Source organism: Rhizobium sp. 768_B6_N1_8 (assembly GCF_051811225.1).
Classification (GTDB): domain Bacteria; phylum Pseudomonadota; class Alphaproteobacteria; order Rhizobiales; family Rhizobiaceae; genus Rhizobium.
Map to the genome: position 1 here is coordinate 2,897,393 of NZ_JBPWPV010000001.1, position 22,385 is coordinate 2,919,777.

Here is a 22,385-nt window from a genome sequence, read left to right on the forward strand (position 1 = left end):
GCGTGGCTAGATTCCTATGACATCCCTCGGGCTAGCCCGAGGAGACAGGAATGAGGGCGGCAATCGGACTGCCGCCCTCCTCTCATGCTTTCAGCTTACTTGGCCGGCTTGTACCAGCTGTCGAGGCCCTTCTGGAGCTTTTCGGCAGCAACGGCCGGAGTGTCCGTGCCATTGATGACGTTAGCCGATTCAACCCAGGTCTCGTTTTCGAGGTTCGGCGTGCCGCGCGACAGGATCTGGTAGGTCGAGCGGACGGTCGACTTGTACGGGCCGCGCCAGGAAACGAATTCCTGAGCGAGCGGGTCCGTCATCTTGACCGGGTTGGAGTTCAGGCTGAAGAAGCCCGGCAGCGCATTGGCGTAGATATCCGCAAACTCGGGCGAAGCGACCCAGGCAAGGAACTTCTTGGCTTCTTCCTGGTGCTTGCTCTTGGCGTTCAGGGCAACGCCGATATCCGGATGGTCGGAGATGTAGCCCTGGTCGCCGGCCTTCGGAACCGGCGGCGGGAAGGCGCCCATCTTGAATTGCGCCTGCGTGTTGAAGAGCGAGATTTCCCAAGAGCCGGCCGGATAGATGGCGGCGCGGCCGAGCGTGAAGAGGTTCTGGCTGTCCGAATAGGTCTGGGCTTCGAAACCGTCGCCGAGATAGGGCTTCCACTTGGCAAGCTCTTCATAAGGCTTGACCCAGTCGGCGTCGGTCAGCTTCTGCTTGCCCGCGATCAGGGCTTCACGGCCGTCCTCGCCCTTCCAGTAGTTCGGGCCGATGTTCTGGTAGCCCATGGTTGCGGCTTCCCAGAGATCCTTTGTGCCCATGGCGAGCGGGATGTAGGTGCCGTCAGCCTTGATCTTGTCGAGGGCTGCGAAGAACTCGTCTTCTGTCTTCGGAATGGCGATGCCGAGCTTGTCGAAGGCATCCTTGTTATAGATGAAGCCGTGGATGACCGAAGCCATCGGCACGCAGAAGGTCGACTTGCCGTCGTCGGTCGTCCAGGCGGCCTTCGCCACCGGCGAAAAGTTCTCCATTCCCGGCAGATCGTTCAAGCTCGTCAAATTACCGTTCTTAAACAGCGCCAGTGACTTGTCGAAGGGGCGGCAGGTGATGATGTCACCGGCGCTGCCGGCATCGATCTTGGCAGAGGTTGCAGCATCGTATTCTGTCGGCGCGGTCGGCGAGAAGACGAGCTTGATGCCCGGGTTCTTGGCTTCGAAAGCCGGGATGATCTTTTCCTGCCAGATCTGCAGGTCATCGTTACGCCAGCTTTCGATCGTCAGCGTGACATCGGCGGCATGAACGAGACCAGCTGACGACAGCAGGCTGGAGGCAAGCAGCAGGCTTTTCAGAGCAGTGTTTTTCATTTCCCTCTCCTGTTTTGAGCGCCGCTAGGCGCTGTTTTCGATCTGAAACAAGCAGTTGGCGTGTCTGAGGAAACACCCAACGCCCCTTTTAGAGCCGCCAAGATTGCCGGCCCCGAAGCTCTGTCGACACGGAAGACGATAGCCTCCGGCCGGACGGTGCGCCCTCCCGATACACTGAACCGGGCGCCAGAAAATAAGGGAAAACTTGGAAGGATGCCGCGCGCTTCCGCGAGCCATGTCGGCTCCTGCGGATCATTGCCTGCACCTTTCTCGAAACCTGGCCGGCGCTGTTTTTCTTTGCCGGTTTTCACATGCCTCGATACGCTGTTCCCTTTTGCGGAATTAAGGCCAAAAAAATACCAATTGTCCAGCCGAAATTAACTTCTGGACCTGAGAAAATTCATAAAAAAATTTTATTGTTTAAAATCAATATGTTAAAAACAAAGAATTTCCCGGTCATTTCTGCTTGGTAAATGGTATTTTTTTGGTATTGTATTAAAAAACACAAGGGAACGGCGTATCCGGAGGTCCGATGACGGAACTTGCAATCGGTATAGATGGTGGTGGAACAAGCTGCCGGGCCGCAGTTGCGGACAGAATGGGCAATGTCATCGGCCGCGGCAAGGCCGGCCCTGCCAACATCCTTTCCGATCTGGAAAACTCTCTCGTCAATATTGTCGAATCCGCTCGTCAGGCTCTGCGTGATGCAGGATTTAAAAATGAAACCGTTTCCACCGCCACTGCGGTCATCGGTGTCGCCGGTGCCAATGTCGGCGATTACGGCAAGCGCATCGAAAAGGCTCTTCCCTTCAGAAACGGCCAGGTCGTCACCGACGCGCTGATTTCGCTGCAGGGCGCGCTCGGAGACGGCGACGGCATTATCGGCGCTCTCGGAACCGGCTCCGTTTATAATGCCCGCCGGGACGGCAACCTGCACGGGATCGGCGGCTGGGGTTCGATCGTCGGCGATCAGGCAAGCGGCGCCCGGCTTGGCCGCGATCTCCTGGAAAAATCCCTGCTTGCCTATGATAGAGTTCGCGCTGCCTCACCGTTGACGGAAAAGGTCATGGCCGAATACGGCAACGATCCGGAACGCGTCGTCGAATTTGCCCACACAGCCCGGCCGACGGACTTCGCGCGTTTTGCGCCGATGGTCTTCGAAGGCGCTCAGGCCGGCGATGTCACCGCAATCGAGATCGTCAAGGATGCAGCGCGCGCCATCGGTGAAAGCCTCGATGCACTCTCATGGGCGGAATGCCCGTCCATCTGCCTGCTTGGCGGACTGGCCAAAGCCTACCATCCGTGGCTTGCCGATCGGCACAAGGCCCTTCTCGTAGAACCAAAGGCCGATGCGCTGCAGGGCGCCGTCGACCTTGCCGTAAAGCTTCGGAACGAACGGCAGAGAGGTGTGGCATGACCGACGATCTCGCCTCCATCCTTTCACCCGAACGCTTGCAGGCCGGCGGCACCGGCCCACTTTACGTGAAGCTGCGCCGCACACTCGAAGATGCCGTGCGTACCGGCACGCTCGCCCATGGCGATGCCCTGCCCCCCGAACGCGACATCGCCGAATTTGCCGCCGTCAGCCGCGTGACCGTACGCAAGGCAATCGACGAGCTCGTGGCCGACGGCCTGCTCGTGCGCCGCCACGGCTCCGGCACCTTTGTCGCAAAGCCGGTTTCGAAAGTCGAACAGCGCCTGTCGCAGCTCACCTCCTTCACCGAGGACATGGCCCGGCGCGGCATGACCGCCCGCTCCGAATGGCTGCACAAGGGCATCCACACCCCCTCGCCCGACGAGATGATGATCCTCGGCCTCGGCACCGACATCAAGGTCTCGCGCCTCTCCCGCCTGCGCATAGCCGACGACGAGCCCTTGGCGATCGAACATGCGAGCGTATCAGGCGAATTCCTGCCCGATCCCTCTACTGTCACCAATTCGCTCTATGCCGAGCTGGAACGACGGGGCGTGCGCCCGGTGCGCGCCGTCCAGCGGATATCCGCCACCAACATGAAGGAAGCCGACGCCCACCTGCTCGGCGTCCCCGTCGGCCAGGCCGGGCTCTCCATCGAACGTATTTCCTATCTCGGCTCTGGCCGCGCGGTGGAATTCACCCGTTCGCTTTATCGTGGCGACGCCTATGACTTCGTCGCCGAGCTGACGATTGGCGCAACATAGGCCCTACCAGAAGCGAGCGATCCAACTCTCGTGCCCTCCGAGTTCATCGAAGACCGAGTCGGCGGAAATGATCGGGATTCCCTTCTGCATTGATGTCGCCGCGAGAAGCCGGTCGAAGGGATCGCGATGCTGCCAGTCCATGACAGCAGCAGACAGGCATATGTCCGGTGTTAACGCGGCGGTCATGCCACCCTGCTCCTGCAAGAGGTCCGCGAACCGATCGATGAAGGGCTCCATCTCAGGCCATTTGCCGAGGCGAACCTTCTGACCGATTTCGAACAGCGATATGGGACTAACGAGAATGGTCTCCGCCTTTTCGATCAAAGCGACCGCTTTGGCCGAAAGCCGATCGTCGCCGGTCAGCGACCATGCCCAGGCATGGGTGTCGAGAAGAAACGAATTCACTCGGCCCCTTCCCAGGATGCGAATTCCTCCTCATCCATAGGCTCGAAGAAATCCGGGCCTTTGCCGGCAACTTGCCCCTTCAGCAGGCCGATCTTGAAGGGCGACTGACCGATAGGGACGATCTTCACGACGGGTTTGCGCCCCTTGGCAATCACCACTTCCTCACCGGAAAGGGCGGCATCGATCAATTTCGATAGATTGGTTTTTGCGGCATGGATGGTCACTTGCATGGCAGTCCTCATTAGCTAACTTGGCTAAGCATACCATCTCATCACCAATTTCGCCATCAAATTCAAAGGAACAAAAATTCCGGGAATTATGAAGTACATCAAAAAGATAAAGCCGGGAGGTGAAACACTCCCCGGCTTTTTCATTCATTGAATCAATCGCTGAGCCCGCCGCCCTAAGCGACGGGAAACACTCCGCAATCAAGCCGCGTTTTCGATCTCTTCATTGATCTTGCGCGGCACGTAGTTGAGCACCGGTCCGAGCCAGCGCTCGACCTCGGTGACGTCCATGCCCTTGCGCTTGGCATAGTCTTCCACCTGGTCACGCTCGACCTTGGCAACACCGAAATAGTAAGAGTCAGGATGACCGATATAGATGCCTGACACCGACGAACCGGGCCACATCGCATAGCTCTCGGTCAGCTTCACGCCAGCGGTATTTTCCGCGTCGAGAAGAGAAAACAGCGTCTTCTTCTCGGTGTGGTCGGGCTGGGCCGGATAGCCGGGCGCCGGGCGGATGCCGGCATAGGCTTCGGTGATGAGATCCTCGTTGGAGAACGTCTCGTCCTTGGCATAACCCCAATATTCGCGGCGCACGCGCTCATGCATGCGTTCGGCGAAGGCCTCGGCGAAGCGGTCGGCGAGCGCCTTGACGAGGATCGAGGAATAGTCGTCGTTCGAACGCTCGAAACGTTCTGCAATGGCAATCTCCTCGAAGCCGGCCGTCACGACGAAGCCGCCGACATAGTCCTGCACACCGCTATCGACCGGCGCCACGAAATCCGACAGCGCCACGTTCGGGCGGCCGTCGCGCTTCGAAAGCTGCTGGCGAAGCGTGTAGAACGTCGCCAACTCCTCCTTGCGCGCATCGTCCTTGAAGAGGCGGATATCGTCGCCGACGGTACCAGCCGGCCAGAAGCCGATGACGGCGCGCGGCCGGAACCACTTCTCGTCGATGATCTTCTTCAGCATCGCCTGGGCGTCGTTCCAGAGCGCCCGTGCAGCTTCACCCTGCTTCTCATCCTCGAGGATCGCCGGGTAGCGGCCACGCAGTTCCCAGGTCTGGAAGAACGGTGTCCAGTCGATGTACTTTGCAAGCTCGGCCAGATCGTAGTCTTCGAACACCTTGGTGCCGAGGAAGCTCGGCTTGCTCGGCTTATAGGCCGCCCAATCGACCTTCTGCGCATTTTCGCGGGCACGCGAAAGCGGCAGGCGCACCTTTTCGGCTTCGCTGCGCGCATGGGCGGCAGCAACCTTGGCATATTCGGTCCTGATATCGTCGATATAGCCCTGACGGTTTTCAGGCGAGAGCAGCGAGGACACGACGCCGACGGCGCGGCTGGCATCCGTCACGTAAATCGACTGGCCCTTGTTGTAGCCCGGATGGATCTTGACGGCCGTATGCACGCGGCTGGTCGTCGCCCCGCCGATCAGAAGCGGAATGTCGAAGCCCTGCCGCTCCATTTCGGCCGCCACATGCACCATCTCGTCGAGTGACGGTGTGATCAGTCCGGAGAGACCGATGATATCGACCTTCTCGGCTATAGCCGTTTCGAGGATTTTCGTTGCCGGCACCATGACGCCGAGATCGATGATCTCATAATTGTTGCAGGCGAGCACGACGCCGACGATGTTCTTGCCGATATCGTGCACGTCACCCTTGACGGTCGCCATCAGGATCTTGCCGGCAGACTTGCGTTCTTCACCGCCATTCTGGCGCTTCTCCTCCTCCATGTAGGGGAGAAGCACGGCAACGGCCTGCTTCATGACGCGGGCGGACTTCACCACCTGCGGCAGGAACATCTTGCCCGAGCCGAAGAGATCGCCGACCACATTCATGCCGGCCATCAACGGGCCTTCGATGACGTGTAGCGGACGAGCCGCCTCCTGGCGGGCTTCCTCGGTATCGGCCTCGATATATTCGGTAATGCCGTTGACCAGCGCATGTTCGAGACGCTTCGCCACAGTCCATTCGCGCCAGGAGAGATCCTGCACCTTGCCTTCCTTGCCGGCAGCTCCGCGGAAACGCTCGGCCACTTCCAGCAACCGCTCGGTTCCGTCAGGACGACGATTCAGCACCACGTCTTCGCAGGCTTCGCGCAGGTCTGGATCGATCTGGTCATAGACGGCCAGCTGGCCGGCATTGACGATACCCATGTCCATACCCGCCTGAATGGCGTGGTAGAGGAACACGGCGTGCATCGCCTCACGCACCGGCTCATTGCCGCGGAAGGAGAAGGAAAGGTTCGACACACCGCCGGAGATATGGACGAGCGGCATGGTCTTGCGGATCGTGCGCGTCGCCTCGATGAAATCAACACCGTAGTTGTTGTGCTCCTCGATGCCGGTCGCGACAGCGAAGATGTTCGGGTCGAAGATGATGTCTTCGGGCGGGAAGCCGACCTTCTCCGTCAAAAGCTTGTAGGCGCGCGTGCAGATGTCCACCTTGCGCTGGTAGCTGTCCGCCTGCCCCGTCTCGTCGAAAGCCATGACGACCACGGCCGCACCGTAATTGTGCAGCAGACGTGCCTGGGCTAGGAAATTTTCTTCGCCTTCCTTCAGAGAGATCGAGTTGACGATCGGCTTGCCCTGAACGCGCTTCAGGCCGGATTCGATGATCGAGAACTTCGAGCTATCGATCATGACGGGCACGCGGGCAATATCGGGCTCGGCAGCAATCAGGTTCAGGAACTCGACCATCGCCTTTTCGGAATCGATCAGCCCTTCGTCCATGTTGATGTCGATCACCTGCGCGCCATTCTCGACCTGGTCGCGGGCGACATCGAGCGCTGCCGTGAAATCGGCATTGGTGATCAGCTTGCGGAAGCGGGCCGAACCGGTGACGTTGGTGCGCTCGCCGACATTGACGAAGGGAATGTCCTTGGTCAGCTCGAAGGGCTCAAGACCCGACAGCGACATGAAGGGGCGATGTTCGGGAATCGGGCGCGGCTTGTACTTGGCCACCGTCTCCGCAATCATCCTGATATGCTCGGGCGTGGAGCCGCAGCAGCCGCCGACGATGTTGACGAGGCCTTCGCGTGCGAAGCTGTCGATCTGCGCGGCCATCAGTTCCGGCGTCTCGTCATACTGGCCGAATTCATTCGGCAGGCCGGCATTCGGATAGGCGCAGATGAAGGTATCGGCAACGCCCGAAAGCTCCTGCAGATGCGGGCGCATTGCATTGGCGCCCAGCGCGCAGTTGAGGCCGATGGTGAACGGGTTGGCATGGCGCACCGAGTTCCAGAAGGCGCTCGGCGTCTGGCCGGACAGTGTACGGCCCGAGAGATCCGTGATCGTGCCAGAGATCATGACCGGCAGGCGGATACCCTTGGCCTCGAAGCGCTCCTCGCAGGCAAAGATCGCAGCCTTGGCATTCAGCGTATCGAAGATCGTCTCGATCAGGATGATGTCGGCGCCGCCATCGATCAGGCCGTCGATCTGTTCTGCATAGGCATCGCGCAGGTCGTCGAAAGTGACGGCGCGGAAACCGGGATTGTTGACGTCGGGCGAAATCGAGGCCGTTCGGTTGGTTGGGCCGATGGCGCCGGCAACAAAGCGGCGCTTACCGTCTTCGCGTTCGGCACGCTGGGCGGCGCGTCGAACGATCTCCGCGCCTTCCTTGTTCAGCGCATAGACCTCGCCTTCCATCTGATAATCGGCCTGCGCGATGCGGGTCGAGGAGAAGGTATTGGTTTCGAGGATGTCGGCGCCGGCCTTGGCATACTTATAATGGATCTCCTCGATCGCGTCCGGCTGGGACAGGATCAGCAGGTCGTTATTGCCCTTCTGATGGCACGCGCAGCCGATGAAACGCGAGCCTCGGAAATGGTCTTCATCATAGCCCAGCCCCTGGATCTGCGTGCCCATGGCGCCGTCAAGAACGAGGATGCGCTCGCTGGCAGCTTGTCTCAGCGCCGCAAACACTTCACTGCCATCACGCTTGCCCCCTTCGGGACCAAAGAGATTATCGAACACGGGAAGGCTCCTTGACATCATAGGATCATAAGATCGGAAACGACAAATCACATAAAGATATCTTTATGTCAACATATGCCTATCGGTTTAGGCCATTGCAAGCCTTGGCGGATGACAGACTCGCCCGACCTCTATATAGGCGTTTTCCTAAAGGCATTGTGCACGAATTCGGAGGAGTATCATGGCACCTGCACTCGGCAACTGGTCCACCCGCGCCTATCATCGCGGCTGGCTGCTTTCGCAGGCCAACGGCCTCTTTGATTTCTTCCAGCATAACTCCATCAATCCCAAAGGCGGCTTCTACGATCTCGACGACGCTGGCAAGCCGCTTAATGCCGGGGGACAGGTGCGTCCGATCCATATCGCATCGCGCGCCGTCCACTGCTTCTCGATCGGCACCTTGCTCGGCCGCCCCGGTGCCGCCGATGTCGTCGACCACGGCATGGATTATCTCTGGAACCACCACCGCGACCGCAAGAATGGCGGTTACTTCTGGTCGCTGAACAATGACGGCCCGGTTGATTCCAACAAGCAGGGTTACGGCCACGCCTTCGTGCTGCTCGCAGCCTCCTCGGCAAAGACGATCGGCCATCCCCTGGCAGACGGCATGCTCGCCGATATCACCGAGGTCCTGAACACGAAGTTCTGGGAAGCCAAGCACGGTGCCATCGCCGAGGAATTCACCGCCGACTGGCAGCCACTCGATGGCGGCGCCTATCGTGGCCAGAACTCCAACATGCACCTCACCGAAGCGCTGATGGCCGCATTCGAAGCGACTGGCGATCGGGATTACCTCACCAAGGCCGAAAGCATCGCCGACCTCGTCATCCGCCGCTCGGCTGGCTCCGTCGGCTGGCGCGTCGCCGAACATTTCGATGCCGAATGGAGTCTCGACAAGGATTACTATCATCCGAACGAAATGTTCCGCCCGGCCGGCACGACACCCGGCCACTGGCTGGAATGGACCCGCCTGATCCTGCAGCTCTGGGCGCTCGGCGGCAAGCGCATAGAATGGATGCCGGATGCGGCAAAGGCCCTCTTCGAGCAATCCATGGTGCTCGGCTGGGACAACCACAAGGGCGGCTTCTTCTATACGCTCGACTGGGCCGATAAACCGGCCAAGCGCAACAAGCTCTGGTGGCCGGCCTGCGAGGGTGCGGCTGCCGCGCACTTCCTCAACGAACACCTGCCGAGCGATTATCACGAAGAATGCTACCGCAAGATCTGGAACGTGATCGAGCGCAGCTTCATCGACCACAAGAACGGCGGCTGGCACGAGGAACTGACGGAAGACCTCGTGCCCTCACACTCGCTTTTCCCCGGCAAGGGCGACATCTACCACGCCCTGCAGGCCTGCCTCATCCCGCTCTTCCCGGCAACGGGCAGTCTGACCAAGGGCATCAGCGAAGCCGGCGGCAAGCTCTGAGGCGAAAGCCTCAGTAGCCGGGCGCGACCGGCGGCGCTGCGTTCGGGTTCTGCTGGAACCACTGCACCTCAGCGCTCGCGTCATCGAGTTCGTCCTCAACGTCGCGCTGCTCTCTGCGAATGCGGCGCATATCGTCTTCGAGATCATCCATCCGCCGGCGGATATCATGCCGGTCCGCATCAGGCGCATCCTTGAGCTTGCGCGACAGGTCGTCGATCTCGGCTTCCTTCGATCCGTAGTCGCCCTGCAGCGAGCTTAGCCGTGATTGTAGCGAATGCTGGCGATTCCCGAGCGTATAGCCGCGCAGGAAGCCTGCTGCCGTCTCCGGCGGGCAGACATTGGAGTAGCCGTGACCCGCCTGCCCGTGCATCAGGCCGCTCATTGGCGTGCAATAGCGCACGAGACCCGCCTGATAACCCTGATACCAGATCGTCTGATCGGGCACGATCTTCACCCGCTCGCAGGATTTGGCATGCGCTGCAAAACGCTCCTGCGGTTCGTATCCGGCAGCCCCGTCGGATTCACCGATCACCCGCCAGTCGGCGGCGACGCATTCTTCCTTCGAAAGCGTATTGCAGGAGGCGAGGAAAAGGCTGAAACCAATGGCAGCAAAGGCAAAGAGAAAACGTAACATGATGTCCCGGCAGCAAGTCACAAAACCGGGCGCACCTTATCGTCACGAAATACGACCGTCACCGGGAACGGATCGCGATCTTGCAGTTTCCGTGGCTTTTATTTGTCAAAAATGCGGCAGGCTTCACGCAAGCCTCAGGCTTTCGAGATCCTTCGCCAGGATCAGCGCCAGGGCCTCGACCGCGAGATTGTGGTCGTCGCGCTGCGGCAGGCCGGATACGGTGACGGCGCCGATGCAGCCCGTGCCCCTGACATTGATCGGGAAGCTGCCGCCATGCGGGGCATAATCAGCGGGAGGAAGCCCGTTGTCCTCAACCGTCTTGCCTTCCTTCTGGAGCTTGAGGCCGGAGGCATAGCTGCTGCGGAAATAGCGGAACACCATGTTGCGCTTGCGGCGGACCCAATTGACATTGTCAGGGGTCACACCCGGCAGGGTCGCATAGAAGACCGGCATGGAATGCAGCGTGATATCGATGGCAATGCCGAGGCCGCGCTCGGTAGCGAGTTCCTGCAAGAGCTTGCCAAGCTGCCATGCAGTCGTCAGATCGAAGGCATCGAAGCTCAGTGCCTTTTCCTGTTCCGCGATACGGATCAGATCTTCGTCGATCGACATGGCACGGCTCTCCTCTCAGCGTGATGATCGGCTGTGACAATTCTCACGCAAGGGGGAAAAGTAAAGCAGAAACTTGGCACTATGCACCGTCAAGAGCATCGGTGCGATGCTCAGCCGACCGCCCGGATCGGCGCAAAACCGCTCATTGCGCCGGTGAAATGTTTCGGCAGCGGCGAGGCATAGGAGCCGCGCTTGCTGGTCGAAAGACCGAGCGACACAAGCGCTTCCGCCTGCTTGACGGCGGCCGCGACCCCATCGATGACGGGCACGCCGTAGATATCCTGCAACTCGCGCGCCAGATCCGTCATGCCGGCGCAGCCGAGCACGATCGCCTCCGCACCGTCTTCAGAAAGCGCCCGTTCGATTTCCGCTCTCAGCTTGCCGATCGCGCCAGACGCAGCATCTTCCAGCTCCAGCACCGGAATATCCGATGCCCTCACCTTCGCACGACTGCCCATGCCATAGCGGCGCACGAGATTATCGATCAGCACCCGGGACCGCTCCAGCGTCGTCACCACCGTAAAGCGCTGGGCAAGGAAGCCTGCGGTAGCGACAGCGGATTCGCAGAGCCCGAGAACAGGCACGTCAGCGAAGGTGCGCGCGGCGTCGAGCCCCGTATCGTCGAAGCAGGCGACGATCGCCGCATCGTAACCGGCCTCCTCCCGTTCTTTCAGCTCCGTCAGCAGACCCGGGATGGCAAGCGCCCCGTCATAATGCCCCTCGATGGAAACCGGCCCCATGCGCGAGGTCGCGGCGATGATCTCGGTGCCGACAGCGGCGACCGCACGCGCGGCGGTCGCTGCCTTCTCGGTCATGGAAGCAGTCGTATTGGGATTAACGATCAATATGCGCATGTCAGCGGGTCTTTGCCTGCCGCCGGCCAAGCATCGTCATGATGCCGAGTGCGACGAGAATGATGGTGAAGGAGAAGAGCGTCGTGACCGTGCCGAGCGCATAGAGCACCGGCGTCGTGACGTTCGTGGTCATGCCGTAGATTTCGAGCGGCAGCGTATTGTAGGTGCCGGACGTCATCAGCGTGCGGGCGAATTCGTCATAGGAGAGCGTAAAGCCGAACAGGCCGACGCCGATCAGGCTCGGCGCGATCATCGGCAACACGACATGGCGAAAGGTCTGCCAGGAGGTCGCTCCGAGATCGCGCGCGGCCTCCTCATAGGCTGGAGAAAAGCGATTGAAGACGGCAAACATGATCAGAACGCCGAACGGCAGCGTCCAGGTCAGATGCGCGCCAAAGGCCGAGGAATACCAGGCGGGCCGTATTCCACCCTGCTGGAAAACCACGCCGATGCCGAGCGAGATGATAATCGATGGCACGACGAGGCTTGCAACCGTCGCGTAAAACAATACCGACGAGCCGCGAAAACGCCGCCGAAATGCAAGGCCCGCCATCAGCGAGACGACGACGGTTACCACCATCACCATCAGGCCGAGAATGAAGGATCGCTGGAAGGAGGCACCGAAATCGCCGACCGCCTGCTTTTCGAAGAGATTGAAGAACCAGTGCGTCGAAACGCCGTTTAGCGGGAAGGTCAAACCGCCATCTGGCCCCTGAAAGGAGAGGATGACGATCGCCGAAAGCGGCCCGTAGAGAAAGAGCACGAAAAGGCCGAAGAAGGCGGCAAGTACGTAGAATTCGAGGGAGCGTTTTTCTCGGTTCATCTCAGAGCTCCTTGCGGATATCGACGACGCGCAGGATCGCAGCGACCATCATCAGCACGACCACCAGGAGCACGACCGCGTTGGCGGCAGCGGCCGGATATTGCAGCAGCGACATCTGGTTCTTCATCATCAGCGCCACGGAGGCGCTTTGCCCGCCGGACATGACCTGCACGGTGGAGAAGTCAGCCATGACGAGTGTGACGACGAAGATCGTGCCGATCGCCATGCCGGGCTTGGCAAGCGGGATCACCACATTCCACAGTACCTGCCAGCCGGAAGCACCGGCATCACGCGCCGCTTCGAACAGCGAGCGGTCAATGCGCATCAGCGTGTTGAAGATCGGCGTGACCATGAAGAGCGTGTAGAGATGCACCATGGCGAGCACTACGGCGAAATCGGAATAGAGCAGCCATTCCACCGGCTGCGGCACGATGCCCATCTCCACCAGCGCCGAATTGACGAGGCCGTTGCGCCCGAGCACAGGAATCCAGGAGATCATGCGGATGATGTTCGACGTCATGAAGGGCACGGTGCAGACGAGGAAAAGGATCATCTGCGTCGAGGTCTTGCGGATATGGAAGGCCAGGAAATAGGCGACCCAGAAGCCGATGAAGAGCGTCAGCCCCCAGACGATGACGGTGAATTTCAGCGTATTGAGATAGGTCTTCCACGTCACCCATGAACCGAGCGTGTCGGTATAGTTCATGGTCAGGAAGTCGGGATAGATACCGGCGAAATCATAGTCCCAGAAACTGACAACCGCGATCATCAGGATCGGCAGGATGAAGAAGAAGCCCAGAATGGCCATCAGCGGCGTCGCCTGCAGATAGGAGATCGCCCATGGCGCAAGCCGGAAGGAGCGTTTGGGCGCCTCCGCTGCCGGTATCGTCTGCTCTGAAGCGATCGTGGCCATTCTTCCCCCTTCGGAAATCTGCCCTGTCCGAATAGGGAGGGATCGGTGAAGACCCCTCCCCAACCCTCCCAAGCGGGAGGGGGTTTTGCTTAAGCCGCGATGAACTCGTTCCAGCGGCGGACCATGTAGCGGTCTTCGTCCATGACGGAGTTCCAGCAGGCGATGTGGCCGATACGGTCTTCGAAGGAGCCGCCGTCGCGAACCGAGCCGGCCTTCTCCATGACCTTGCCTTCCGGCGAGAGGATGTCGCCCTGTGCCGGCTTGCCTTCCATCCAGTAGCCCCATTCGTCGGCGGTCATGAAACCCTTGGCGGTTTCAAGGCAGGCCGAGTAATAGCCCTGGCGGTTGAGATAGGCGCCGACCCAGCCGGACGTGTACCAGTTGATGTACTCATAGGCGGCATCGAGCTGCGCGCCCTTGAGGTGCGCAGCAAGGCCGAGACCGCCGCCCCATGCGCGGTAGCCTTCCTTGAGCGGCTGGAAGGTGCAGGCAATGCCCTTCGAGCGGACGGCAGCAACGGCCGGCGACCACATGGACTGGATGACGACCTCGCCCGAAGCCATCAGGTTGACCGACTCGTCGAAGCTCTTCCAGAAGGCGCGGAACTGGCCATCGCCCTTGGTCTTGATCAGGAATTCGATCGTCTTGTCGATCTCTTCCTTGGTCATGTTGCCCTTGTCGGCATATTTGATCTTGCCGGAGGCTTCAGCGATCATTGCCGCATCCATGATGCCGATCGACGGCACGTTGATGATGGCCGTCTTGCCCTTATAGGCCGGATCGAGAATGTCGGCCCAGGAGGTGATTTCGCGGCCGGTCAGGTCAGGGCGAATGCCGAGCGTATCGGCATTGTAGATCGTCGGCATCATCGTGAACCACTGGGTCTGCTCCTTGGCGAACTTCTTGGAGTCCTGCGCCTCGACGAAGCCGACGGTGTGCGGCGCCGTGCCCTGGGCAATCGTGCTGTCCGCCTTCAGCTTGCCGGTCGTGAAGATCGGCACGACCTTGTCGAAATACTTGAGCTTCTTGACGTCCATCGGCTGCAGAACACCGGTCGGGAACACCTTCTTGCAGATCCAGTATTCGATATCGGCAATGTCGTAGCTGTCAGGCTGGGTGACGGCGCGCTGGGCAGCAGCGTCGGAATCCGTCGCAGTCATTTCCAGCGTGATGCCGAGGTCCTGCTTGCACTTCTCGGCGATCGCATTGATGTTCGAAACGCCGGTACCGAACTGGCGAAGCGTGATGTTGGACTGCGCCCAGATGGTCGGGAAGCCGGTGATGGCGCCCGAACCGGCGATAGCGCCGACGGCGGCAGCACCCGTCTTCAGAAGCGAGCGGCGGGAAATTCCCTTTTCCGCCTTGGTGGTTTTCGTTTCAGTCGTCATGGCAGTTCCCCTTTTCTTGATACTGAAGTTCATGCGGAAACGCGGCCAAGGAGGACGGCATCCTCCAAAGCCCAACTCAAAGACACCGCATCGCCGACCGAGACCGGGTTGGCGAAGTAATCGCTGTCGCTTGCGATGACGGTGAAATCGTCGCTGCCAGCCCCAAAGACGGTGATCTTCACCGAGGAGCCGCGATATTCGATATTGGAGACGATGCCGTTGAAGCCGAGGGTCCACTCGGTCGCCACCTGAAGGCGTACGCGGTCGGTGCGGATGCCGATATCAACAGGCTCGCCGACCTCCCTGCCCGTCCCGCGTACGGAAAAGCTCTGCCCTTCCGGCACCGTCATCACGATCACGCCATTCTCGCTCGATGTGACGCGGCCAGAGAGCACGTTGTGATCGCCCATGAAGCGAGCGACGAAGGCGGTTGCCGGTTTTTCGAATACTTGCCGCGGTGACGCCGCCTGTTCGATCTTGCCGTCATTCATGATGACGATGATATCGGCGAGCGCCATCGCCTCTTCCTGGCTGTGCGTCACATGCACGAAGGTGATGCCGAGCGTCTTCTGCAGCTTCTTCAGTTCCGCCCGCATGCGGATCTTCAGGAACGGGTCGAGTGCGGAAAGCGGCTCATCGAGCAGCAGCGCCTCCGGATCGGTGATCAGTGCGCGCGCCAATGCGACACGCTGCTGCTGGCCGCCGGAAAGCTGCGCCGGCCGCCTGCTGGCATAGGCCTCCATCTGCATTAGCTTCAGCATCTCCAGCGCCTTGGCGCGGCGCTCATCCTTGTCGACACCCTTCATCTTCAGGCTGAAGGCGACGTTGTCGATGAGGTCGAGATGCGGAAACAGCGCATAGGACTGGAACATCATCGCCGTGCCGCGTTTTGCCGGCGGGAAATCGGTGACAACGACATTGCCGAGACGGATATCGCCCGATGAAATGCTCTCGTGACCCGCGATCATGCGCAGCGTCGAGGTCTTGCCGCAGCCTGACGGACCCAGGAAGCAGCAATAAGAACCGGCCGGGATTTTCAGGCTGATGGCATGGACCGCCGTGGTCGCGCCATAGACCTTGGAAACGGATGCTATATCGATCTCTGCCGCTTTCGACATCGTGTCTTCCCCTGTTCGAGAAAGACGATGCATCTGCCGTGCCAATTTGATCACTGCATCTCAAACCCTTGCAAATCATGAACTTTTCATGACAGCATGCCGATCGGCGAAATCTCGGGCACTTTTCGCACTGCACACAAAATGGGCTTTCGTCCTCAATTCGTGCAGAAAATCGTATACAATTTGACCTCTGTTATGAGAACAAATTCTATTTAACTTTTGAGACGAAGGCGGCTATGGTTTGCTGACATCAAGGAAACCGATTTCATGAAATCCGCCGCCAGCGCCATGAGCCACGACGACACCCAGGAAACGGGCGTCCCGCAGATCCGCGATGCAATCAGGGAGGCTATCGTCGAGCGGCGCCTGTCACCCGGCACGAAACTGTCGGAAAGCGATGTCGGCAATCTCTTCAATGTTAGCCGCACGCTGGCGCGCGCCGCCTTGCAGGCACTTGCCTACGAAGGTCTCGTCAGCGTGGAGAAAAACCGCGGTGCCTTCGTTGCCTATCCCTCACCGGAAGAGGCCCGGCAGATTTTTGCAGCCCGCCGTCTGGTCGAGCCCGGCATCCTGCGGGACGCGGCCGCCCGCATCACTCCCTCGGATATCCAGCATCTCAAGCAATTGCTTCTGGAAGAGGGCCGGCTGATGAGCGAGCGCGGCCAGACCGCCAGACGGGCCGAAATCAAGGCATCAGGCGATTTCCACCTGACACTCGCCGCGATCTCCGGCAACGCCATCATGCAGCGCTTCATGGAAGAACTGGTCGCCCGCTCGTCGCTGGTCATTGCCCTCTACGGCCAGTCGACGGTCTCGAGCTGCGGCCATTCCGAACACGGCGATATCATCGACGCGATCGAGAGCAAGGAGCTCGACCGTGCCTGCCATCTGATGCTTCACCATATTGCTCATATCGAGGCGGACCTCGATCTGCGCGAACGCAAGAGCCTCGGCCTCAAGGAAGCATTCGAACTCTGATAGCTCAGTGGCTCGGCGGCGAGATATCAGCTGCGCGGCTGATATCCTCCACGCTCATCGGCTCGCTGGAGCGCATCTTCACTTTGCCGTCAATGCCGACCAGCACGAGCCCGAATTCGCCGCTGAGCGGCCCCTGAAGCTCATCGCGCAGCTCGTCGGCATCAAGGTCGCCCCCATCCTCGAAAAACGAGAATGCGCCGCCGCCGGCGATCGTGAAAACCTCGATATCATCTTCGATTAGCCGCATCTGTGATTTGCGCAGCAATTCGTCTTGAACGATCGGCCTGTCGTCCTCGGCATCCGCAAAGACGATCAGAACTTTCTTTTCACCGAGAAACTGTTCCAGCGATCGCGGCAGATGCGCCTCGCGAACGCCCGTTCCCATAATTTCGTGTAGAATGGATCTCAACATGGTGCTCATTCCTTCTCTGCCTGTTTCAACGGCTGGAAATGAGCAGGGTTCCCCGCGAGGAATAGGATCGCGGCCAATGCCGCGATCCCGAATGCCTATTCGCGGGGTTCCGCTTCGGATGCGCGCGCCGAAAGCGCGACGATATCAGGCGTGCCATTGGCAAGAAGGCGCTTGCGCACCAGAACGCGCATGACGCGCGCCGCCGTGGAGAAGGTCATCTGGTCCAGTGGTCCCTCGCCTTCCCAGGGCTTGGTCAGCCGTTCCGTGACGGCGCTGACGATATTGGCTGGGACGATATCGGTGCATTCGCGCATGGCTTCGAAAACGAAGCTGATAGGGATGACCCTACCTTCATAGGTGACGATCGGCTCCGTCAATTCGCTGTCCCATTCCTCATAGGCGTAAAGCGCCTCACGGAAGAGCTGCTGCAGGGTAAACGGTGCATGTCCGTTGTGAAGTGGCGGCAGTGCATTCATCATGTCTGTCTCCTCTGATGGATTTAGCCAGCTTCCTCAAGATCCGGTCCGGATCGACGCGGAAACAACGCTCGGCTCCTCCTTCGGACCGGATACACGATTCATTTTATAGAGTAACACACGTGTGATAAAGCCATTTCTGCCCACCCCACCCGGCCGCAACATCTAACCGATTGAAATTCATTGAGACTTACAGTCATTTTTTTGCAGTCGCAGCGCGCAAAACCGGCATTTTCAGCTCTAGGCTCCTACCGGAAGGCCAAATCTGGAACCTTTAACGTGCTGGTCGGTTTTACCTCGGCAATCAGCCTGGGGAGAAATGCAATGACGCAAATTCGCCAACCCGAACGACGCAGCCGGACGCTGCGCGGACGTCCCTACAGTCTTAACGAATTCGCCGCCAAATATGGCTTGAGAAACGAGCAGGCAGAAAGCCTGTACACCCGCTTCGGCCCCTCCTCGGTCGAACTGGACCTGCTGATGGCCGCCAAACGCCGTCCACCAATGTTACCAGATCGCATCAGCGAATGAGGCAAGGCCCAGACAATCGTCTCCGCGCTCTGCGACAAAATTTCACAAAATGTGTCGGGAACACATGTCAGGTGAAATCGTTCTTCCGGTAGGCATGGCAAAACGCCATGCCGCCCCCATCGAAAATGCCGGCAGATTGCCGACCCCTTCTACAAGATGAGCTTGAGGTACCGCTTCGGCGGAGGCCATCCGTGTGGAATCGATTGGAGGGAAAAGATCGGCCAAGAAGGACGGAACGATGAGCAACACCTCCCGGCATGAGTGGATATGCAAGCGAGCCTACGCAATCTGGGAAATGGAAGGCAGGCCGTATGGCCGAGATGCCGAACATTGGCTCCAGGCAACAGCCGAACGCGAACGGCTGGAACGTACGCGTGCCTCGACGGATGGCAATGAAGTCCTCGTCAAATTCCCGAAAACGCCCCAAGCACCCAGGCCGGCAGTTACCGCCACCCCACGCCAGAGGCTGTCGCGCACCGGTTAATCCAGAGTGATCCTGAACCGAGCGGAGAAATCACCTTCCCACCACATCGGGAAGTTGGTTCCCCACTTGTTGTTATGCAGGTTGAAGCGGATTCCATCGTCGAAATCCGGCAAGCCTTTGCAAAAGGACATAAAATCCCAGCTCTGCGATGCAACCAGCGGCGTATCGAGGGGCTCGATGACGAGCGCTCCTGCATCCCCAAATTCGCCGCTGACAGCATTGACCGCCTGTAGCTGCGCGCCGCCGGACCCGGCGAAATTGCCGGACCGGTGCCACAGCCCCATCTTCCTGAAGGCCCAGTCCTTTGCGCCATCAGGCGTGAACGACAGGAAACTCGCCTCCGGCATGCGATTGGCCGGCTTGTCGCGCAGTGAGAGACGCAGTTGCAGGGCACTGTCATCAGCCGAAAATTCCACGGCGATCTGGCGTGGCGCCCCAAACCGCTCGACCGCTTCGGCCGGCATGGACAAGAGAACCCCGCCCTCGCCCGCACCTTCCAGGCTCGGCACAAAAACCTTCGAAAGCGCAGCATCCGAACGGCCAAGCCCGGGCTTGTCGTGATCGAGCACTGCCCATTCCTGCCGATGTGTCAGATAGCTATCCATATGCCTGTTGACGTCGGCAGCGTCGTAGCTCTCGTAGCGATAGGCGATCAACGAGCCGTTGCGTCCGGCAATCCGCCACCCCCGTGGTGATGTGAGCGCCATGACATCGCCCGTCACCTCATCAAGCTCGATCGACCAGCCGCCGGCAATCAGGCGGGTCTCGCGGTTCGTACTGCCGACGAGCGTCGGCGCGAAGAGTTCTGCGAGCACGGCCTGCGCCTGCTGCTGGTCATCGGCATCGAGTTCGGCGACGGCCTGATCGATATAGCCGCGCTGCTCATCCCATGACGCCTCGGTATAGGCGAAACGGTAATCCGTTTTGCGCGCGGCGTTGAAATCGGCTTTTGCCCAAGCCTTGTCGTCGCGCAGATAGGATTTGATATCCACCCCGCACGTATGCTCCGCCACCATGGCAAGCCCGCGGCCGAAGGCGAGCCTGCGCGAATTGAGCCCCTCGCCCGCAAAGCGGTCATAAAGCCGCTGCAGGGCCAGAAGTTTCGCCGTCTTCAAGGGGTCGGCGGCGCTGCCATGGATCCAGCTATCGCCCAACTCCAGCTCCAGCACCGGGAAACGCTCGCGCTTTTCCCAGAGGATCGCGCCATAATCCTCCAGCGTCGCCGCGCGGATGACCGCGTCAGGCTGCAGGCGACGCATATCGCGATACGCTTCTGCCGTCTGCGGCACGCTCTGCGGGCCGATATTGTCCTGCGTATGCGCAAAGCTGAGCCCGTCGTCGAAATCTTCGGGGAAATAGGTCTCGCCGTACGAGCGCTGATACATGACGACGACTTCGGCACCATCAGGCGCGCGCCAGCGAAAGATGTCAGGCACGTCTGGCGACGGTGAAGCCGTGTTGACGCCGAGATGCAGGAAGCGGATGCCAGCCTCGGCAAGCAACGGCACCATGCCGAGTGTGTGGCCGGGAACGTCGGTCATCTTCGCCGCTATCGTCTGCTTGCCGAAACGGCGGTCGAGCTCCTGCGAATAGGAAAGGCCTGCTCGGAACAGGTCTGACGACATCAGCTCCGTATGGGTGGTGAACGGCAGCCCGTGCCAGCGGATGAGCCCGCGCTCGATCGCCTGCTCCAGTGCTGCGACCTCGGCAGGCGAGCGCGAATTCAAATGATCCCAGATCAGCCAGGCGCCTGTCGTCCAGATGAACTTCGGCTCCTCGGGGTTTTCGGAATAGAAATGCGCGCCGGTCTCGATCGCCTGCGGGATAAAGCGCTCGTGATATTGACGGCGGACCTTCTCGGCATGGTCGGTGAAACCGATATCGAGATGGGTCTTGAAGACCAGGTGCACGCGCTTTTCCGTCATCTGCATTCCGCTAGATCAGTCCTGCCGTCGTCAAGCAGCTCTCATGAGACGCAACGCAAATGATTTTGCGTTCGACACGCAATCCCGATGCCCTCCCAATATGGCACAATGGCATTTTGTGTAATCGTTTCCACAAAGACCTTTGCGCTTTGTGGTAACGATCCGTCAAGCATATTTGCTTGAGCAGCCCCGAATATGCTGGATATTTCATCGAGCTGGACTTTGCCCACCTTGCTTCCGGCAGGCAACGCAAATTAAGTGGCTACAAAATGTGAAAACGTGTTCATACGCCATTAACCTGACCGACCAAGGCGTTGAACTCGCGATACACCTGTCATCTTGCTGCCTTACACGACATAGCCCGGACCTCTTGCCAATGGCCTCCATGATCGAAATCACCGTCCATGTCCCACGTTCCGATCAGGCGAGCGAATTCCTTCTCCCGCGCGAGATTGCGCTGCGAGATTCCAACACGGCCTTATCCGGGCGGGCCGATTTTCTGGCAGTTGTGCGGCGTCAAAATGGCGCCGCGGCCTGTCTGGCAAGCACTCGCCGATCCCGTCAAGAAATGCGTGACTGATGTAGCGATAAAGGAGCGATTATTTCTCTTCGCAGAGCGTCCGATGAACCTCTGTCCAGAACAAGGCGAGCAACGTATCGCCGTTGCGTTCGGCGACGAGCGCGCGGATCAGCGCCTCGGAGCCAGCCATGTCCTGCCAGCTCGATCTCAGCCCTTTGGCTGCCTGATGGCACTCGGCGATATCGAACGTTCTCTTGCTGTCCATCTGGAGCCTCCCCGAAAAAGGCGCTAACAGACGGATCTGGAAAAGTCATTCCCCGCATATGTGGGGATGCCTTGTATTTTTGACATTCCTCGCGGTAGGATTGAACGGTTTGAGACAGGCGGCACGATGACGGAAAATAGTTATTCCCAAAAGTTCGAAACCGTTTTCGAACAAATCAAGGCTGCGATCAATGTCGATGCTTCCATCCGCATTTTCCAGGCGGAGTATGCCGTTGACTATGTCACCTATCACCTCGCTCAGACCATTGCGGCAAAGATCGACGCCCCTTTCGTGCGCACCACCTATCCGGATGCCTGGGTGTCACGCTATCTGCTCAACAGCTATGTGAAGGTCGATCCGATCGTCAAACAGGGCTTCGAGCGTCAGCTGCCCTTCGACTGGAGCGAGGTGGAGCCGACGCCGGAAGCCTATGCCATGCTCGTCGACGCCCAGAAGCACGGGATCGGCGGCAATGGCTATTCGATCCCCGTTGCCGACAAGGCGCAGCGTCGCGCGCTGCTTTCGATCAATGCCCGCATTCCGCTCGATGATTGGACCGCCATGGTCAAGCTCTATCGCAATGAGTGGATCGAGATCGCCCATGTCATCCATCGGAAGGCCATCTACGAGCTTCACGGCGAGAATGACCCGGTGCCGGCGCTTTCCCCGCGCGAAATCGAATGTCTGCATTGGACGGCGCTCGGCAAGGACTATAAGGACATCGCCGTCATCCTCGGCATTTCCGAGCATACGACTCGCGACTACCTGAAAACCGCCCGCTTCAAGCTCGGCTGCGCCACGATTTCCGCGGCCGCCTCGCGGGCCGTGCAGCTGCGCATCATCAACCCCTAGAACTTCCTGACCAGATTGGAGACTTCTGCTGGCT

Annotated in this window: 22 protein-coding genes; 7 read left to right on the forward strand and 15 right to left on the reverse strand. The window is 59.6% G+C overall.

The annotated features are described in order from the left end of the window. Positions 1 to 95: 95 nt before the first annotated feature. Positions 96 to 1,355, reverse strand: coding sequence for an ABC transporter substrate-binding protein (locus tag AB8B33_RS14890; RefSeq protein ID WP_439015967.1), 1,260 nt, complete (start codon positions 1,353 to 1,355; stop codon positions 96 to 98). Between the two features lie 532 nt (positions 1,356 to 1,887). On the opposite strand from AB8B33_RS14890, the gene AB8B33_RS14895 reads away from it, so the two are divergent. Together AB8B33_RS14895 and AB8B33_RS14900 are read left to right on the forward strand one after the other, a co-directional pair. Continuing rightward, a complete protein-coding gene (locus tag AB8B33_RS14895; RefSeq protein ID WP_439015968.1) occupies positions 1,888 to 2,772 on the forward strand; it encodes a BadF/BadG/BcrA/BcrD ATPase family protein in 885 nt (294 codons plus the stop codon). Continuing rightward, the gene (locus AB8B33_RS14900) at positions 2,769 to 3,533 is read left to right on the forward strand and encodes a GntR family transcriptional regulator (protein ID WP_439015969.1); all 765 of its coding nucleotides are present in this window, start codon (positions 2,769 to 2,771) and stop codon (positions 3,531 to 3,533) included. Before AB8B33_RS14895 ends, AB8B33_RS14900 begins: the two co-directional genes overlap by 4 nt. A gap of 3 nt (positions 3,534 to 3,536) precedes the next feature. On the opposite strand, the gene AB8B33_RS14905 is transcribed toward AB8B33_RS14900, so the two are convergent. From AB8B33_RS14905 to metH, 3 genes are all read right to left on the reverse strand, one after another. Continuing rightward, positions 3,537 to 3,938: a type II toxin-antitoxin system VapC family toxin gene (locus tag AB8B33_RS14905; RefSeq protein WP_439015970.1), complete on the reverse strand. Its 402-nt coding sequence runs from the start codon at positions 3,936 to 3,938 to the stop codon at positions 3,537 to 3,539. Continuing rightward, a complete protein-coding gene (locus AB8B33_RS14910; protein ID WP_439015971.1) occupies positions 3,935 to 4,168 on the reverse strand; it encodes a type II toxin-antitoxin system Phd/YefM family antitoxin in 234 nt (77 codons plus the stop codon). The genes AB8B33_RS14905 and AB8B33_RS14910 overlap by 4 nt, the downstream gene beginning before the upstream one ends. A gap of 198 nt (positions 4,169 to 4,366) precedes the next feature. After that, on the reverse strand, positions 4,367 to 8,140 hold the full coding sequence (gene metH / locus AB8B33_RS14915; RefSeq protein WP_439015972.1) for a methionine synthase: 3,774 nt from the start codon (positions 8,138 to 8,140) through the stop codon (positions 4,367 to 4,369). A gap of 181 nt (positions 8,141 to 8,321) precedes the next feature. Between metH and AB8B33_RS14920 the strand changes: the two genes are divergently transcribed. After that, positions 8,322 to 9,566 carry an AGE family epimerase/isomerase gene (locus tag AB8B33_RS14920; protein ID WP_439015973.1) on the forward strand — a complete coding sequence of 415 codons (1,245 nt, stop codon included), beginning with the start codon at positions 8,322 to 8,324 and terminating at the stop codon, positions 9,564 to 9,566. A 10-nt stretch (positions 9,567 to 9,576) separates the two neighbouring features. Here the strand turns inward: AB8B33_RS14920 and AB8B33_RS14925 are convergent, their stop codons facing one another. The 7 genes from AB8B33_RS14925 to AB8B33_RS14955 all read right to left on the reverse strand — a co-directional run bounded on the left by AB8B33_RS14925 (position 9,577) and on the right by AB8B33_RS14955 (position 15,908). Further along, on the reverse strand, positions 9,577 to 10,200 hold the full coding sequence (locus AB8B33_RS14925) for a DUF2799 domain-containing protein (RefSeq protein ID WP_007824115.1): 624 nt from the start codon (positions 10,198 to 10,200) through the stop codon (positions 9,577 to 9,579). 123 nt (positions 10,201 to 10,323) lie between these two features. Beyond that, the gene (locus AB8B33_RS14930; RefSeq protein WP_439015974.1) at positions 10,324 to 10,812 is read right to left on the reverse strand and encodes a heme-degrading domain-containing protein; all 489 of its coding nucleotides are present in this window, start codon (positions 10,810 to 10,812) and stop codon (positions 10,324 to 10,326) included. Between the two features lie 110 nt (positions 10,813 to 10,922). Beyond that, a complete protein-coding gene (locus AB8B33_RS14935) occupies positions 10,923 to 11,666 on the reverse strand; it encodes an aspartate/glutamate racemase family protein (RefSeq protein WP_439015975.1) in 744 nt (247 codons plus the stop codon). Position 11,667: 1 nt separating this feature from the next. After that, positions 11,668 to 12,489, reverse strand: a complete 822-nt coding sequence (locus AB8B33_RS14940; RefSeq protein WP_113324565.1) for an ABC transporter permease — start codon at positions 12,487 to 12,489, stop codon at positions 11,668 to 11,670. A gap of 1 nt (position 12,490) precedes the next feature. Then, on the reverse strand, positions 12,491 to 13,402 hold the full coding sequence (locus AB8B33_RS14945; protein WP_439015976.1) for an ABC transporter permease: 912 nt from the start codon (positions 13,400 to 13,402) through the stop codon (positions 12,491 to 12,493). An 89-nt stretch (positions 13,403 to 13,491) separates the two neighbouring features. Next, entirely contained in the window at positions 13,492 to 14,790 is a 1,299-nt protein-coding gene (locus tag AB8B33_RS14950) for an ABC transporter substrate-binding protein (protein WP_037072416.1), read from the reverse strand. Between the two features lie 29 nt (positions 14,791 to 14,819). Then, positions 14,820 to 15,908 carry an ABC transporter ATP-binding protein gene (locus AB8B33_RS14955; protein ID WP_113324528.1) on the reverse strand — a complete coding sequence of 363 codons (1,089 nt, stop codon included), beginning with the start codon at positions 15,906 to 15,908 and terminating at the stop codon, positions 14,820 to 14,822. A gap of 267 nt (positions 15,909 to 16,175) precedes the next feature. Between AB8B33_RS14955 and AB8B33_RS14960 the strand changes: the two genes are divergently transcribed. Then, positions 16,176 to 16,886, forward strand: coding sequence for a GntR family transcriptional regulator (locus AB8B33_RS14960; RefSeq protein WP_007824129.1), 711 nt, complete (start codon positions 16,176 to 16,178; stop codon positions 16,884 to 16,886). A 4-nt stretch (positions 16,887 to 16,890) separates the two neighbouring features. Here the strand turns inward: AB8B33_RS14960 and AB8B33_RS14965 are convergent, their stop codons facing one another. Together AB8B33_RS14965 and AB8B33_RS14970 are read right to left on the reverse strand one after the other, a co-directional pair. Continuing rightward, positions 16,891 to 17,298: a DUF4174 domain-containing protein gene (locus tag AB8B33_RS14965; protein WP_113324532.1), complete on the reverse strand. Its 408-nt coding sequence runs from the start codon at positions 17,296 to 17,298 to the stop codon at positions 16,891 to 16,893. 95 nt (positions 17,299 to 17,393) lie between these two features. Next, positions 17,394 to 17,777 (reverse strand): hypothetical protein, encoded by a 384-nt coding sequence (locus AB8B33_RS14970; RefSeq protein WP_007824133.1) that lies wholly within the window; start codon positions 17,775 to 17,777, stop codon positions 17,394 to 17,396. 321 nt (positions 17,778 to 18,098) lie between these two features. On the opposite strand from AB8B33_RS14970, the gene AB8B33_RS14975 reads away from it, so the two are divergent. After that, positions 18,099 to 18,305, forward strand: a complete 207-nt coding sequence (locus tag AB8B33_RS14975; RefSeq protein WP_007824135.1) for a hypothetical protein — start codon at positions 18,099 to 18,101, stop codon at positions 18,303 to 18,305. Between the two features lie 238 nt (positions 18,306 to 18,543). After that, complete coding sequence (locus AB8B33_RS14980; RefSeq protein WP_113324527.1) at positions 18,544 to 18,789, forward strand: DUF2934 domain-containing protein; 246 nt, start codon at positions 18,544 to 18,546, stop codon at positions 18,787 to 18,789. Here the strand turns inward: AB8B33_RS14980 and AB8B33_RS14985 are convergent. Then, the gene (locus tag AB8B33_RS14985; RefSeq protein ID WP_439015977.1) at positions 18,786 to 20,714 is read right to left on the reverse strand and encodes a DUF5054 domain-containing protein; all 1,929 of its coding nucleotides are present in this window, start codon (positions 20,712 to 20,714) and stop codon (positions 18,786 to 18,788) included. The genes AB8B33_RS14980 and AB8B33_RS14985 overlap by 4 nt on opposite strands. A gap of 599 nt (positions 20,715 to 21,313) precedes the next feature. Then, a complete protein-coding gene (locus tag AB8B33_RS14990; protein ID WP_007824145.1) occupies positions 21,314 to 21,499 on the reverse strand; it encodes a hypothetical protein in 186 nt (61 codons plus the stop codon). 126 nt (positions 21,500 to 21,625) lie between these two features. Here AB8B33_RS14990 and AB8B33_RS14995 point away from each other — a divergent pair, with 126 nt between their 5' ends. Next, positions 21,626 to 22,351, forward strand: coding sequence for a LuxR family transcriptional regulator (locus tag AB8B33_RS14995; protein WP_007824148.1), 726 nt, complete (start codon positions 21,626 to 21,628; stop codon positions 22,349 to 22,351). The last annotated feature ends 34 nt before the right edge of the window (positions 22,352 to 22,385 follow it).

Bases quoted from the DNA above. Each gene is read 5' to 3' on its own strand.
- AB8B33_RS14995 (WP_007824148.1), top strand. From the start codon at position 21,626: ATGACGGAAAATAGTTATTCCCAAAAGTTCGAAACCGTTTTCGAACAA.
- AB8B33_RS14945 (WP_439015976.1), bottom strand. From the start codon at position 13,402: ATGGCCACGATCGCTTCAGAGCAGACGATACCGGCAGCGGAGGCGCCC.
- AB8B33_RS14975 (WP_007824135.1), top strand. From the start codon at position 18,099: ATGACGCAAATTCGCCAACCCGAACGACGCAGCCGGACGCTGCGCGGA.
- AB8B33_RS14910 (WP_439015971.1), bottom strand. From the start codon at position 4,168: ATGCAAGTGACCATCCATGCCGCAAAAACCAATCTATCGAAATTGATC.
- AB8B33_RS14985 (WP_439015977.1), bottom strand. From the start codon at position 20,714: ATGACGGAAAAGCGCGTGCACCTGGTCTTCAAGACCCATCTCGATATC.
- AB8B33_RS14965 (WP_113324532.1), bottom strand. From the start codon at position 17,298: ATGTTGAGATCCATTCTACACGAAATTATGGGAACGGGCGTTCGCGAG.
- AB8B33_RS14890 (WP_439015967.1), bottom strand. From the start codon at position 1,355: ATGAAAAACACTGCTCTGAAAAGCCTGCTGCTTGCCTCCAGCCTGCTG.
- AB8B33_RS14990 (WP_007824145.1), bottom strand. From the start codon at position 21,499: ATGGACAGCAAGAGAACGTTCGATATCGCCGAGTGCCATCAGGCAGCC.
- AB8B33_RS14935 (WP_439015975.1), bottom strand. From the start codon at position 11,666: ATGCGCATATTGATCGTTAATCCCAATACGACTGCTTCCATGACCGAG.
- AB8B33_RS14980 (WP_113324527.1), top strand. From the start codon at position 18,544: ATGAGCAACACCTCCCGGCATGAGTGGATATGCAAGCGAGCCTACGCA.
- AB8B33_RS14920 (WP_439015973.1), top strand. From the start codon at position 8,322: ATGGCACCTGCACTCGGCAACTGGTCCACCCGCGCCTATCATCGCGGC.
- AB8B33_RS14940 (WP_113324565.1), bottom strand. From the start codon at position 12,489: ATGAACCGAGAAAAACGCTCCCTCGAATTCTACGTACTTGCCGCCTTC.
- AB8B33_RS14925 (WP_007824115.1), bottom strand. From the start codon at position 10,200: ATGTTACGTTTTCTCTTTGCCTTTGCTGCCATTGGTTTCAGCCTTTTC.
- AB8B33_RS14950 (WP_037072416.1), bottom strand. From the start codon at position 14,790: ATGACGACTGAAACGAAAACCACCAAGGCGGAAAAGGGAATTTCCCGC.
- AB8B33_RS14970 (WP_007824133.1), bottom strand. From the start codon at position 17,777: ATGATGAATGCACTGCCGCCACTTCACAACGGACATGCACCGTTTACC.
- AB8B33_RS14955 (WP_113324528.1), bottom strand. From the start codon at position 15,908: ATGTCGAAAGCGGCAGAGATCGATATAGCATCCGTTTCCAAGGTCTAT.
- AB8B33_RS14960 (WP_007824129.1), top strand. From the start codon at position 16,176: ATGAAATCCGCCGCCAGCGCCATGAGCCACGACGACACCCAGGAAACG.
- AB8B33_RS14895 (WP_439015968.1), top strand. From the start codon at position 1,888: ATGACGGAACTTGCAATCGGTATAGATGGTGGTGGAACAAGCTGCCGG.
- AB8B33_RS14930 (WP_439015974.1), bottom strand. From the start codon at position 10,812: ATGTCGATCGACGAAGATCTGATCCGTATCGCGGAACAGGAAAAGGCA.
- AB8B33_RS14900 (WP_439015969.1), top strand. From the start codon at position 2,769: ATGACCGACGATCTCGCCTCCATCCTTTCACCCGAACGCTTGCAGGCC.